The organism is Pseudomonas sp. (assembly GCF_002796985.1).
Lineage (GTDB): Bacteria > Pseudomonadota > Gammaproteobacteria > Pseudomonadales > Pseudomonadaceae > Pseudomonas.
Window position 1 is genome coordinate 633,359 of record NZ_PEKX01000007.1, and the last position, 13,097, is coordinate 646,455.

The 13,097-nt window shown below is 64.8% G+C and carries 9 protein-coding genes and 2 tRNA genes; 6 read left to right on the plus strand and 5 right to left on the minus strand.

Annotated features, from left to right (window positions below):
- Positions 1 to 106: 106 nt before the first annotated feature.
- Positions 107 to 3,583, minus strand: coding sequence for a PAS domain-containing hybrid sensor histidine kinase/response regulator (locus CTR55_RS08580; protein ID WP_296285483.1), 3,477 nt, complete (start codon positions 3,581 to 3,583; stop codon positions 107 to 109).
- Positions 3,584 to 3,844: 261 nt separating this feature from the next.
- On the opposite strand from CTR55_RS08580, the gene CTR55_RS08585 reads away from it, so the two are divergent.
- The 4 genes from CTR55_RS08585 to CTR55_RS08600 all read left to right on the plus strand — a co-directional run bounded on the left by CTR55_RS08585 (position 3,845) and on the right by CTR55_RS08600 (position 9,749).
- A complete protein-coding gene (locus tag CTR55_RS08585) occupies positions 3,845 to 4,414 on the plus strand; it encodes a GNAT family protein (protein ID WP_081520201.1) in 570 nt (189 codons plus the stop codon).
- Positions 4,415 to 4,481: 67 nt separating this feature from the next.
- A complete protein-coding gene (locus CTR55_RS08590; RefSeq protein WP_296285484.1) occupies positions 4,482 to 5,333 on the plus strand; it encodes an AraC family transcriptional regulator in 852 nt (283 codons plus the stop codon).
- 207 nt (positions 5,334 to 5,540) lie between these two features.
- Positions 5,541 to 7,706, plus strand: a complete 2,166-nt coding sequence (locus CTR55_RS08595) for a TonB-dependent receptor family protein (RefSeq protein WP_296285485.1) — start codon at positions 5,541 to 5,543, stop codon at positions 7,704 to 7,706.
- Positions 7,707 to 7,874: 168 nt separating this feature from the next.
- Complete coding sequence (locus CTR55_RS08600) at positions 7,875 to 9,749, plus strand: MFS transporter (protein ID WP_296285486.1); 1,875 nt, start codon at positions 7,875 to 7,877, stop codon at positions 9,747 to 9,749.
- A gap of 68 nt (positions 9,750 to 9,817) precedes the next feature.
- Here CTR55_RS08600 and CTR55_RS08605 read toward each other — a convergent pair whose 3' ends face one another.
- From CTR55_RS08605 to rdgC, 4 genes are all read right to left on the minus strand, one after another.
- Positions 9,818 to 10,027 carry a cold-shock protein gene (locus CTR55_RS08605; RefSeq protein ID WP_015478234.1) on the minus strand — a complete coding sequence of 70 codons (210 nt, stop codon included), beginning with the start codon at positions 10,025 to 10,027 and terminating at the stop codon, positions 9,818 to 9,820.
- A 207-nt stretch (positions 10,028 to 10,234) separates the two neighbouring features.
- The gene (gene sugE / locus CTR55_RS08610) at positions 10,235 to 10,549 is read right to left on the minus strand and encodes a quaternary ammonium compound efflux SMR transporter SugE (RefSeq protein ID WP_017522056.1); all 315 of its coding nucleotides are present in this window, start codon (positions 10,547 to 10,549) and stop codon (positions 10,235 to 10,237) included.
- 134 nt (positions 10,550 to 10,683) lie between these two features.
- A complete protein-coding gene (locus tag CTR55_RS08615) occupies positions 10,684 to 11,640 on the minus strand; it encodes a bile acid:sodium symporter family protein (protein WP_296285487.1) in 957 nt (318 codons plus the stop codon).
- Between the two features lie 71 nt (positions 11,641 to 11,711).
- Positions 11,712 to 12,632: a recombination-associated protein RdgC gene (gene rdgC, locus CTR55_RS08620; RefSeq protein ID WP_296285488.1), complete on the minus strand. Its 921-nt coding sequence runs from the start codon at positions 12,630 to 12,632 to the stop codon at positions 11,712 to 11,714.
- A gap of 177 nt (positions 12,633 to 12,809) precedes the next feature.
- Between rdgC and CTR55_RS08625 the strand changes: the two genes are divergently transcribed.
- Positions 12,810 to 12,885: transfer RNA gene (locus tag CTR55_RS08625), tRNA-Val, on the plus strand.
- 13 nt (positions 12,886 to 12,898) lie between these two features.
- Positions 12,899 to 12,975: transfer RNA gene (locus tag CTR55_RS08630), tRNA-Asp, on the plus strand.
- Positions 12,976 to 13,097 lie beyond the last annotated feature (122 nt).

Genomic DNA, 13,097 nt, shown 5'->3' on the forward strand with positions numbered 1-13,097 from the left:
GCTAGGCGCCCCCCTCGTTCCGACAAAAGCGCTCCGGCGCTTGCATTGACTGTAGGAGCGCGCTTGCTCGCGAACCGCCGCCGCTACCAAGGCCCGATCGGGCGGCTTATCGCAAACTCAAATGCCGACTCAACAGCGCCCGCAGCGCTGCCGGTTTCACCGGCTTGGGCAGGAAGTCCAGGCCAGCCGCATGAATCTGCGCCACCAGTTCGGGGCGGGCGTCCGCGCTGATCACCACGCCCGGCACTGGTTCACCCAGGCGGGTGCGCAGCCAGGCCATCAAGTCGGTACCCAGTTCGCCGTCGTCGAGGTGGTAGTCGATCAGCGCCAACTGCGGGCGAGCGTCGCCTTCGAGCAGGGCCTGGCACTCCTCGCGGCTGCGCGCGGTGAGCACGCGGCAGCCCCAGCGGGTCAGCAGGCTGTTCATGCCGGTGAGGATGCTGTCCTCGTTGTCCACGCAGAGCACTTGCGCGCCGTTGAGCTGTTCCGGGGTTTCCACCTTGTGCCCGTTGAGCGGCACGGGGGCCGGCTGGCGGGCGAGCGGCACGCTGACGCTGAACACGCTGCCCTTGCCCGGCCAGGAGCGTACTTCCAGGCGGTGGCCGAGCACCTTGCAGAGCCGGTCGGCGATCGCCAGGCCGAGGCCCAGGCCCTTTTCGGCACGGGTCTGGTGGCTGTCCAGGCGTTTGAATTCCTCGAAGATCACCTGCAATTTATCCGGCGGGATGCCTGGGCCGTGGTCCCAGACTTCCAGGCGCAGGTGCCCGGCCTCGCGGCGCACACCCAGCAGCACGTGGCCCTTGGCGTAGCGGAAGGCGTTGGTGAGGAAGTTCTGCAGCACGCGGCGCAGCAGCTTGATGTCGCTTTCCACGCGCAGCTTGCTGCCGCGTACATGGAAGTCGATACCGTGCTCCTGGGCCAGTACGCGGAATTCCACGCCGAGGGTGTCGTACAGGTTGCTCAGCGGGAAGGCCGCGACGTCGGCGCTGACGCGGCCGCCTTCCAGGCGCGAGATGTCCAGCAGGTCGGTGATCAGGTCTTCCGCCGAGCGCAGCGACGAGTCCAGGTGGCGCACCAGTTCGGTGGCCTCCTCGGGGAGTTTTTCCTGGTGGGCGAGGGCGGCGGAGAACAGCCGCGCGGCGTTCAGCGGCTGCATCAGGTCGTGGCTGACCGCAGCGAGGAAGCGCGACTTCGACTGGTTCGCCGCCTCGGCCGTGCCCTTGGCCTCGGTGAGTGCCTGGTTCAGTTGCGACAGCTCGAAGGTGCGTTCCTGCACGCGCTGCTCCAGGCCTTCGTTGGCGTCCTTCAGGCCCTGTTCGGCGTCACGGTAGTTGGTGATGTCGGTGAAGCTCATGACGAAGCCGCCGCCGGGCATCGGGTTGCCGATCAGTTCGATCACCCGGCCGTTGGGGAACAGCCGCTCGGAGGTGTGCGGCGTGCCCTGGCGCATCCAGTACAGGCGCTTGGCCACGTGCAGGTCCGGGTCGCCCGGCCCGCAGAGGTTGCGCTCGGCGTTGTAGCGGATGATGTCGGCGATCGGGCGGCCGACGTAGATCAGCCCGTCCGGGTACTCGAACAGCTCGATGTAGCGATGGTTCCAGGCCACCAGGCGCAGCGACTGGTCGACCACGCTGATGCCCTGGGTGATGTTCTCGATGGCGCCCTGCAGCAGCGCGCGGTTGAACTGCAGCACTTCGGAGGCTTCGTCGGCGATCTTCACCACGTCCTCCACCTGCATCTCGCGGCCTTCGATGGCGGCCTTCACCACGGCGCGTGCGGAGGAGGCGCCGAGTACCCCGGCGAGCAGGCGTTCGGTGTGGGCGATCCACTCGTCGTTGGCGTTCTGGCTGGGGGTGAAGCCCTTGCCCTGGCGGTAGGCGAAGCGGATGAAGCTCTGCCGCGCACGTTCCTCGCCGACGAAGCGGGCGGCGAGCATCAGCAGGTCTTCCAGCTGCACGGCGAGCATCGAGCGCGAGCTGAGTTTCTGCGAGATTTCCTGGCCGATGAAGCGGCTGGCCTGCCAGTGCTCGGAGACGCGGGTGCGGGAGAACACCGAGACCAGCCCGAACAGCGCGAAGTTGCCGATCAGCGAGAGCAGCACGCCCAGAGTCAGCGGTTCGATGCTCAGGCCGAATGGCCGTCCGGCGAGCCAGGCCAGGCCGGGGAAGGTTTCCAGCGGCCAGCCCAGGCCCTTGGCGATCACCGGCAGCACCAGGGTGTAGGCCCAGAGCAGGGAGCCTGCGGCAAGGCCGGCGAACACGCCGCGGCGATTGGCCTGCTTCCAGTACAGCGCGCCGATCATCGCCGGGCCGAGCTGGGCGATGGCGGCGAAGGCGATCTGGCCGATGGTGGCGAGGCTCGCGGTGGAGCCCAGCAGGCGGTAGCTGACGTAGGCCAGCAGGAGGATCAGCGCGATGCTCACCCGGCGCACGGTCAGCAGCCAGTGGCGGAACACCTCGAAGGGCTGCTCGGCCTCGCCTTTGCGGCGCAGCAACCAGGGCAGCAGCATGTCGTTGGAGACCATGGTGGACAGCGCCACGCTGGCGACGATGACCATGCCGGTGGCCGCCGAGGCGCCGCCGATGAAGGCCAGTAAGGCCAGCGCCGGATGTGACTCGGCCAGCGGCAGGCTGATCACGAAGGAGTCGGGCATCACGCCGGCGGGCAGGTGCATCTGCCCGGCCAGGGCGATGGGCACCACGAACAGCGCGGCCAGCACCAGGTAGATCGGGAACACCCAGCGCGCGAGGTTGAGGTCGCGCGGCTCGATGTTCTCCACCACCAGTACGTGGAACTGGCGCGGCAGGCACATGATCGCGGTCATCGCTACACCGGTCTGCAGCAACATCGCCGGCCAGTGCACGGTCTCCTTCCAGTACTCGGTGAGTTGCGGGGCGACGCGGGCCTTGTCGACCAGGTCGCCGAAGCCGTCGTAGAGGCCGAAGGTGACGAAGATGCCCACGGCGATGAAGGCGGTGAGCTTGACCAGCGACTCGAAGGCAATCGCCAGCACCATGCCGCGGTGGTGCTCGGTGACGTCGAGGTTGCGGGTACCGAAGACAATGGTGAACAGGGCGAGGATCAGCGACACGATCAGTGCCGTGTCCTGGGCGCGGATGCCGGTGGAGTCGGGGCCGGCGCCGATCAGCAGGTTCACGCCGAGGACGATGCCCTTGAGCTGCAGGGCGATGTAGGGCAGCACGCAGACCACGCAGATCAGCGCCACCACCACGGCCAGCGCCTGGGACTTGCCGTAGCGCGCGGCGATGAAGTCAGCGATGGAGGTGATGTTCTCCTGCTTGCTGATCATGATCATCTTCTGCAGCACCCAGGGCGCGAAGAGCATCAGCAGCACGGGGCCGATGTAGATCGGCAGGAACGACCAGAGCTGGTCGGCGGCTTGGCCGACGGCGCCGAAGAAGGTCCAGCTGGTGCAGTAGACCGCCAGCGAGAGACTGTAGACCCAGGCGCGGACACGCGGCGAAAGAGGGGCGCGACGGCGGTCGCCATAGAACGCGATGGCGAACAGGACCGCCATGTAGAGCAGGGCGACCGTTGCGATCAACCCACTGGACAACGACATGCTGACTCCGGAAGTGAACTGGCTCCCCCGCAGGAGCACTCGCAGCAGTTTCGCACCAAAGTCCGGAACTGTCAGACACCTGCTACCAATGTCTCAGTGGCGCTGTGTCGCGCGTCTCACTTGAGGGGAGGGCTGCGTACTGGTAGCTTGCCGGCCTTTTCGCGGTCCGTCCGTCGCACCCGGTTGGGTACGCGGCACTTCATCCGGCCGCTACGCTCTGATGTGAGCGATGATTTCGCGTCGTGTTCCGAGGAGGGCGCCATGTTCAGACCGTTACCCATCACCTTGCAGCGCGGGGCCCTGCGCCTGGAGCCCATGGTGGAGGCCGACGTGCCGGATCTGGTGACGCTGGCGGAACAGAACCGCGACGTCCTGCAGTTCATGAGTGCCCCGGGGCGCCCGGACTGGTACCGCCAGGGCCTGGCCGACCAGCGCGAGGGCCGCGCCCTGCCGCTGGTGGTGCGCCTGGGCAACCAGATCGTCGGCACCACGCGCTTCATGGACTTCCTCCCGGCGCTGCCGGCCTGCGAGATCGGCGCTACCTGGCTGGACCAGGCCCAGCACGGCAGCGGCCTCAACGCCACCATGAAGTACCTGATGCTGCGCCACGCCTTCGACAGCTGGAAGATGGTACGCGTGCAGTTCAAGACCGCCGCCAGCAATGAGCGCTCCCAGCGCGCCATCGAGAAGCTCGGCGCGGTGCGCGAGGGCGTGCTGCGCAACCACCGGCGCCTGGCCGGCGGGCGACTGGACGACACCATCCTCTACAGCATCACCGACCAGGAATGGCCGCAGGTGAAGGCCGCGCTGGAAGCTGGTTTCAACGGCTGAAGGGGCGGTGTAAGGTGATCGACCCGCGCGCTCTGCAGCGCGCGCGGAGCGACATCGAGGCAGGACCATGGCAGAACACCACGCGAACGGCGAACGCACCCGCTTCTGGCGCGCCCAGGAGCTGGGCGGCGTCGAGCTGCTGCACGCGCGTTACATCGAGCAGGTGTTCTCGCCCCACGTCCATGAAGGCTTCGCCTTCGTCATGATCGAGCAGGGCGCGCAGCGCTTCCACCATCGCGGCGCCGAACACTTCGCCCCGGCCGGCAGCGTGGTGCTGATCAACCCCGACGAGGTTCATACCGGTTCCAAGGCCGACGAGGCCGGCTGGCGCTACCGCGGCTTCTACCCGGAGCTGGCGCAGGTCTCCGGCGTGCTGGCGGAGCTGGAACTGGAATCAGGCGGTACGCCGTCCTTCGACGCCAGCGTGGTGTTCGACCCCGAGCTGGTGCAGGCGCTGTTCGCCGCTCACCACTTGCTGGATTCCGACGCCAGCGTGCTGCAGCGCCAGACCTGCTGGCGCGAGGCGCTCCTGCTGCTGTTCCAGCGTCACGCGCGGATTCCCGAGGCACCATCGGCAGGCAATGAGCCTGTGGCCGTGGCTCGCGCCCGCGAGCTGCTCGGCGCGCGGCTGATGGAGCCGCCGTCGCTGGAGGAGCTGGCGGCCGCCGTCGGGCTGTCGCCTTTCCACTTCGCTCGCGTGTTCCGCAAGGCCACCGGCCTGCCGCCCCACGCCTGGCTCAAGCAGCGCCGGCTGGAGCAGGCGCGGGCGCTACTCAAGCAGGGATGCATGCCGGTAAACGTGGCGACGCAGCTGGGCTTCGCTGACCAGAGCCACCTCAGCCGGCAGTTCAAGCAAGCCTATGGCGTCGGTCCTGGCGAATACCGCCAGGCTTGCGCGCGGTCGTTCCGTTCGGCCTGATCTTTGCGCCTTGCTTCCCGCCGATCCACTGCTGCAGCAGGGCTGCTGGCCGGGTGCTGAGTCGGCGATGAGCAGTCGATCGAAATGCCTAAAAGAGAATTCGAGTCAACCGAAATATTTTGTCATTTGCGATACATTTGCATTTACAAAATTTACACCTGACCGTATTTTTCGCCCCCTTCACGAAGTACCCGGGGAGGGAGAAGCATGTCGCACGTTCGTTCGTGGTCGCGCCTGGCGATCGCCGTAGCCCTGGCCACGCCGCTGCAGCCGGCGCAAGCCGAGGAAGAGAGCAAGGAGCTGGAGAGCGTCACCGTCGTCGGTGACTGGCTCGGCGAGGCTGATCAGCAAGTGGTGCAGAACCACCCTGGTGCGCGCACCGTGGTGCGCCGCGAGCAGATGATCGAAGAGGGCGCGCAGAACGTGCGCGACGTGCTGCGCGGCATTCCCGGCGTACAGGTGCAGGACAACAACGGTACCGGCGGCAGCGACGTTTCCCTCAACGTCGGCGTGCGCGGTCTGACTTCGCGCCTGTCACCGCGCTCCACCGTGCTCATCGATGGTGTTCCGGCCGCCGTGGCGCCCTACGGCCAGCCGCAGCTGTCGATGTTCCCGCTGTCGGTCGGCAACCTCGACAGCGTCGACGTCGTGCGTGGCGCTGGCTCCGTACGCTATGGCCCGCAGAACGTCGGCGGGGTGATCAACTTCGTCACCCGGGCGATCCCCAAGGAGTTCTCCGGTGACGTCGGCAGCACCGTGGAAACCGCTTCCCACGGCGGCTGGAAGAAGCTCTACAACGCCTTCCTCGGTGGCACCGCCGACAACGGCATGGGCGCCGCGCTGCTGTATTCCGGCGTTAAAGGCGCGGGCTACCGCGACGGCAACGACGCCACCGACATCGACGACGTGATGTTCAAGACCCACTGGGCGCCCACCGACGTCGACGAATTCTCGGCGAATTTCCATTACTACGATGGCAGCGCCGACATGCCCGGCGGCCTGACCCAGGCGCAATTCGACAAGGACCCGTACCAGTCCGTGCGCGACTACGACAACTTCACTGGCCGTCGCAAGGACTTCTCGCTCAAGTACAAGCGGCAGATCGACGATCTCACCCAGGTCGAAGTGCTGACCTACTACAGCGACAGCTTCCGTGGCAGCACCATCGCCAACCGCGACCTAAAGACCCTGGCGTCCTACCCGCGCGACTACCACACCTTCGGCATCGAGCCGCGCGTGTCGAAGATCTTCATGGTCGGCCCGACCACCCAGGAAGCCAGCATCGGCTACCGCTACCTCAAGGAAGCGATGCACGAGCGCGCCAGCCAGGTCGGTCTGGTCAACAACATCCCGACGCCGATCCCCGGCGCCGATGGCCATACCTACCAGGATCGCACCGGCGGCACCGAAGCGAACTCCATCTACCTCGACGACAAGATCGACGTGGGCAACTGGACCGTCACTCCGGGCATTCGCTTCGAGCGCATCTCCACCGACTGGCATGAGCGCCCGGTGATCGACAACAAGGGCAAACCGGTCCAGGAGAAGAACCGCAGCAAGGACTACAACGAGCCGCTGCCGGCGCTGGCGGTGATGTATCACCTGTCCGATGAGTGGAAGCTGTTCGCCAACTACGAGACCTCCTTCGGCAGCCTGCAGTACTTCCAGCTCGGCCAGGGCGGCAGCGGCAACGACACCGCCAGTGGCCTGCAACCGGAGAAGGCGAAGACCTACGAAGTGGGCACCCGCTACGACAATGGCAGCTGGGGTGGCGAAGTCACGCTGTTCTACATCGACTTTGACGACGAGCTGCAGTACATCAGCAACGACGTGGGCTGGACCAACCTGGGCGCCACCAAGCACCAGGGCATCGAGACCTCGGCGCATTACGACATGGCCGCGCTCGACCCGCTGCTCGCCGGCCTGACCGCGTACGGCACCCTGACCTACACCCGCGCGACCTACGAAGGCGAAATCCCCGGCTTCAAGGGCCGCGACCTGCCTTTGTACTCGCGCCAGGTGGCGACCATCGGCCTGCGCTACGAGCACGACCGCTGGACCTACAACTTCGACGGCTTCGCCCAATCGAAGCAGCGCGCGCCCGGCCCGACCACCAAGTCCAACGGAAGCTTCACCGGCGACTACATCACCGAGCCGACCGCGGACGGCCAGTACGGCGACATTCCCGGCTACATGCTGTGGAACGCCCGCGTGGGCTACGACTTCGGCCCGCAGGCGTCGAACCTGAAGGTGGCCGCTGGGGTGAAGAACCTCTTCGACCAGATGAACTACACCCGCTCCAGCGACAACAACGCCGGTATCTACCTTGGCGAACCGCGCACCTTCTACGTGCAGGGCAGCGTCGGCTTCTGACGTCGCCCCGGCCCATTGAAAAGCCCGTCCCTCGCGACGGGCTTTTTATTGCACGGATTGCGGCATTCGAATGGATTTGTGCGGAAAATGTGGCTTTTCTTCACGCGGTTGCCGTCACATCCATGCTGTCATTCCGGCTCAAGGCCGCTACGCAGGTATACAAGGACGATGTCTCAACACTCGCAATTCGCCCTGCTGGGCACCAAGCGATTCCTGCCCTTCTTCATTACCCAACTGCTGGGTGCGTTCAACGACAACATCTTCAAGCAGTCGCTGATCCTGGCGATCCTCTATCACCTCACCGTCAGCGGTGACCGCAACCTGCTGGTCAACCTCTGCGCGCTGTTGTTCATCCTGCCGTTCTTCCTGTTCTCCGCCCTGGGCGGCCAGTTCGGCGAGAAGTTCAACAAGGACGCGCTGATGCGCGCGCTGAAGCTGGCCGAGATCGTGATCATGGCGGTTGGCGCTGCGGGGTTTGTGTTCGGCAGCCTGCCGCTGCTGTTCCTGGCGCTGTTCGCCATGGGCACTCACTCGGCGCTGTTCGGCCCGGTGAAGTACTCGATCCTGCCGCAGCACCTGCGCGAAGACGAACTGGTGGGCGGTAATGCCCTGGTCGAGATGGGTACCTTCCTAGCCATTCTCTGCGGCACCATCGGTGCGGGCGTGCTGATGTCACGGCAGGACTACGCCGCCGGCGTCGGCATTGCCGTGGTACTGGTGGCGATCTGTGGCTTCCTCGCCAGCCGCAATATCCCGCGCGCGGCGGCGGCGCTGCCGGACCTGAAGGTGGACTGGAACATCTTCCGCCAGTCCTGGGCCATCCTCATGCTCGGCCTGCACCAGCGCCCGGCGGTATCACGTTCGCTGGTGGGCAACTCCTGGTTCTGGTTCCTTGGCGCGGTCTATCTCACCCAGATCCCGACCTACGCCAAGGAGTTGCTGCACGGCGACGAGAGTGTGGTGACGCTGATCCTCACCGTGTTCTCCGTGGGCATCGCGCTGGGTTCGATGCTCTGCGAGAAGCTCTCGGGCAAGAAGGTGGAGATCGGCCTGGTGCCCTTCGGCTCCTTTGGCTTGAGTCTGTTCGGCATTCTGCTCTGGTGGCATTCGGGCGGCTTCCCGCAGGGCGAGCAGCCCTACCACTGGCTGGCGGTACTGGAGCACTCGCAGTCCTGGGCGGTGCTGGCGGATATCCTCGGCATCGGTATCTTCGGCGGCTTCTATATCGTCCCGCTGTACGCGCTGATCCAGGCGCGCACCGAGGAAGACAAGCGTGCGCGGGTCATCGCCGCCAACAACATCCTCAACGCGCTGTTCATGGTGGCCGCGGCGATCGTCTCGATCCTGCTGCTGTCGGTGGCGAAGCTGTCGATCCCCGAGCTGTTCCTCGTGCTCTCGCTGGCAAACGTCGCGGTGAATGTGTACATCTTCAAGATCGTGCCTGAGTTCACCATGCGCTTCCTGGTGTGGCTGTTGACCCACTCGATGTACCGGGTCGACCACCGCAACCTCGAAACCATCCCCGATGAAGGCCCGGCTGTGCTGGTGTGCAACCATGTGTCCTTCGTCGACGCGCTGCTCATCGCTGGCTCCGTGCGTCGACCGGTGCGCTTCGTCATGTACTACAAGATCTTCCGAATCCCGGTACTCAACTTCATCTTCCGCACTGCCGGTGCTGTGCCGATTGCCGGGCGCAATGAGGATGCCGCGACCTATGAGAAGGCGTTTGCCAAGGTCGCCGAGTACCTGCGCGAAGGGGAGCTGGTGTGCATCTTCCCCGAGGGCATGCTGACTCTGGACGGTGAGATGAACGAGTTTCGCAGCGGCGTGGAGCGCATCATCGAGGAGACCCCGGTGCCGGTGATTCCGATGGCGCTGCAGGGATTGTGGGGCAGCTTCTTCAGCCGCGATCCGCAGAAGGGCTTCCTGCGCCGCCTGTGGTCACACGTCTGTCTGGTGGCTGGCCAGCCGGTGGCGCCGGAAGAGGCCAAGCGCCTGATGCTGCAGGAGCAGGTAGCCGAACTGCGAGGCGCCGCTCGCTAGATTTCAACGGCAGCGCAATAGAAAAAGCCCCGGCAATGCCGGGGCTTTTTCGTGGTGCAGGACGAGGATCAGATAACCTGAACTTCGTCAGCCTGCAGGCCCTTCTGGCCTTCCACGACGATGAAGGAGACCTTCTGGCCTTCCTGCAGCGACTTGAAGCCATTGCCCTGGATGGAGCGGAAGTGAACGAATACATCGTTGCCGCTTTCCGGGGTGATGAAGCCGAAGCCTTTAGCGTCGTTGAACCACTTGACGGTGCCGGTCTGACGATTCGACATGGAATTACACCTTGAACTTATTGAAGATTGTTTTGCGGAAAAGGTCCGCGCTCGTCCTGAGTTGCAAGGTGCAGTCGAAGCCGGGTGATGGGGAATGGCCCCATCAGGTCACGAGCCACAGTGACCCTAGCAAACACAGTGGCCCGCAGCATACCGACAAATTTTCGGGAAAGCGACATCCCGCCGGTATCGAGAACCGATACAGCGTCAGTGGCTCAATTTCAGGCCGACCAGTCCGCACAGGATCAGCGCAACGCTGAGCAGGCGTACCGGTGCCATGGACTCGCCGAACAGCACAATACCGACGATGACGGTGCCCACTGCGCCGACGCCGGTCCAGATGGCGTAAGCGGTACCCAGCGGCAGATTGCGCATGGCCAAACCCAGCAGGCCCATGCTGGTGATGATTGCCAGCACGGTCAGCGCGGTCGGTATCGGTCGAGTGAAACCTTCGGTGTACTTCAGGCCGACAGCCCAGGCGACTTCGAACAGGCCGGCGACGAACAGAATGATCCAGGACATGGAGCTCTCCAGACGGTGGATGGTATGGAGGGCCGTCCCCGCTGGAGCACCGGAAGGTGGTGAGGTCGTCCTCACGATGTGCATTATTTTGCACAAAACCGGTGCGCCGGGCAACCCGGCGCCGGTTCGTTGCCCTATAGCGGTGCCTGTTTCCGGACCGATGGCTCGTCGGTCATGCGGCGGAACCAGGTGGAAAGCGCGGCGCCAGAGATATTGTGCCAGACGCTGAACAGCGCGCTGGGCACCGCCGCCAGGGGCGAGAAGTGAGCGCTGGCAAGGGCGGCGCCGAGGCCGGAGTTCTGCATGCCGACTTCCAGCGCCAGCGACTTGCGCTGCGCCAGTGGCAGGCCGAAGACCTTGGCGGTGAAGTAGCCGAGCAGGAAGCCAAAGCCGTTGTGCAGTATCACCACGGCCATGATCAGCAGGCCGGATTCGGCGATCTTCGCCTGGCTGGCGGCGACCACGGCGGCGACGATGATCACGATGGACACCACCGAGATTAGCGGCAGCACGTCCACCACATGACGCACTCGCGCGCCGAGCGCACGCTGGACGACGAGGCCGAGCACGATAGGTACTACGACTACCTGCAGGATCGACCAGAACAACGCGCCGAACGATACCGGCAGCCACGCCGAGGCCAGGAGCCAGATCAGTGCCGGAGTGAGCAGCGGGGCGAGGAGGGTGGTGACGCCGGCAATGGCTACCGACAGCGCCAGGTCGCCGCGCGACAGCCAGGTCATCACGTTGGAGGCGGTGCCGCTGGGGCAGCAGCCAACCAGGATGACGCCCACGGCGATTTCCGCCGGCAGCTGCATCAGCTGACAGAGCAGCCAGGCCATGCCGGGCATGATGACGAAGTGGGCAATCACGCCGAGAGTGACGCGCCATGGGTGGCGGGCGACTTCGGCGAAGTCCTCGACCTTGAGCGTCAGGCCCATGCCGAACATCACCACGCCGAGCATGGGTACGATGGCGACGGTGAGCGGAGTGAAGAGGGTGGGCACGAAGAACGCCAGGAGGGCGAAGAGCAGCACCCAGAGGGCGAAGGTGTTACCCATGAAGCGGCTGAGCAGGATGAGAGCACGCATGGGCCGTCCTTCTATTTATGTGGGCCTGTTTATAGGGCAGGCGCCGCGCGGACGCGGCGCCTGCCAGGGCATCAGATGCCTTCGGGCATCGCCTCGCCGCCGAGCGCTTCGATCAGCGCCGGGATGAACTCGGCGAAGGTCAGCATCATCAGGGTGAAGCTGGCGTCGAGCTGGCCGAGGGCGTCTTCGCCGCCGTCCTGCTCCGCTTTCTCCTGCAGCATGTCTTCAAAGCGCAGGCGCTTGATTGCCACCTTGTCGTCGAGGACAAAGGACAGCTTGTCCGACCAGGCCAGGGACAGTTGGGTGACCAACTTGCCGGCGGTCAGGTGCAGCTGGATTTCCTCGCTGGTCAGGTCCTGGCGCTTGCAGCGCACTACACCGCCATCCTCGTGGGTGTCGCGCAGCTCGCACTCGTCGAGGACGAAGAAGTCGCCGGCGGCTTCCTGGGTCTTCACCCAGTCAGTCAGGGTAGCGGTCGGCGCGGTCTTCACGGTCAGCGGGCGAACTGGCAGCGAGCCCAGTGCTTCGCGCAGGGTGGAGAGCAGGTCTTCGGCCTTCTTCGCGCTGGAGGTATCGACCAGGATCAGGCCAAGGCTCGGGGCGATCGCGGCGAAGGTCGCCGAGCGGCGGATAAAGGCGCGGGGCAGCAGGGTCTGGACGATGTCGTCCTTGAGCTGGTCGCGCTCCTTTTTATAGACCTTGCGCATCTGCGTGGCTTCGATCTCGTCGACCTTCTCCTTGAGCGCGTCACGCACGACGCTGCCGGGGAGGATGCGCTCTTCCTTGCGTGCACTGACCAGGAAGAAGCCTTCGCTGGCATGCACCAGCGGGGCGTCCGGGCCTTTGCCGAAGGGCGCGGAAAAACCGTAGGTCGTCAGTTCCTGGCTGGCGCAGGAGCGCGCCGGCTTGCTGGCCAGGGCCTTCTCCAGGGTATCGGCGTCGATCTGCAGATCCTGGGTGAGGCGGTATACGAGCAGGTTGCGGAACCACATGAGGGGCTAACTCCTGGATGCAAAGGATGCATTATTCCGTTCGGAGCGGTTCAGGCCAACCCCGTTTCGTCATTCATCCTCTTCATCTAAGCCTTTGGAACATCTGAAAATTTTTTTCATTCGGGGGCTTGCCAGGTATCAATGTCCTCCGTAGAATGCGCCCCACTTCGAGACGAAGGGTGATTAGCTCAGCCGGGAGAGCATCTGCCTTACAAGCAGAGGGTCGGCGGTTCGATCCCGTCATCACCCACCACTCGAGGTCCGACGCAGCGGTAGTTCAGTCGGTTAGAATACCGGCCTGTCACGCCGGGGGTCGCGGGTTCGAGTCCCGTCCGCTGCGCCACAATTCAAAGCCCTCAGGTAGCAATGCCTGGGGGCTTTTTTGTTGCCCGCCTTTCTTTGCCTGCGACAGTCTTTCCTGCGAAAGCTTCTCGTCGAAAGTTGCCCGCTTCGATCACAGCGATT

What these genes read in the sequence shown, in the direction of transcription:
- CTR55_RS08580 (WP_296285483.1), bottom strand. Translation starts at nt 3,583, where the DNA reads ATGTCGTTGTCCAGTGGGTTGATCGCAACGGTCGCCCTGCTCTACATG.
- CTR55_RS08585 (WP_081520201.1), top strand. Translation starts at nt 3,845, where the DNA reads ATGTTCAGACCGTTACCCATCACCTTGCAGCGCGGGGCCCTGCGCCTG.
- CTR55_RS08590 (WP_296285484.1), top strand. Translation starts at nt 4,482, where the DNA reads ATGGCAGAACACCACGCGAACGGCGAACGCACCCGCTTCTGGCGCGCC.
- CTR55_RS08595 (WP_296285485.1), top strand. Translation starts at nt 5,541, where the DNA reads ATGTCGCACGTTCGTTCGTGGTCGCGCCTGGCGATCGCCGTAGCCCTG.
- CTR55_RS08600 (WP_296285486.1), top strand. Translation starts at nt 7,875, where the DNA reads ATGTCTCAACACTCGCAATTCGCCCTGCTGGGCACCAAGCGATTCCTG.
- CTR55_RS08605 (WP_015478234.1), bottom strand. Translation starts at nt 10,027, where the DNA reads ATGTCGAATCGTCAGACCGGCACCGTCAAGTGGTTCAACGACGCTAAA.
- sugE (WP_017522056.1), bottom strand. Translation starts at nt 10,549, where the DNA reads ATGTCCTGGATCATTCTGTTCGTCGCCGGCCTGTTCGAAGTCGCCTGG.
- CTR55_RS08615 (WP_296285487.1), bottom strand. Translation starts at nt 11,640, where the DNA reads ATGCGTGCTCTCATCCTGCTCAGCCGCTTCATGGGTAACACCTTCGCC.
- rdgC (WP_296285488.1), bottom strand. Translation starts at nt 12,632, where the DNA reads ATGTGGTTCCGCAACCTGCTCGTATACCGCCTCACCCAGGATCTGCAG.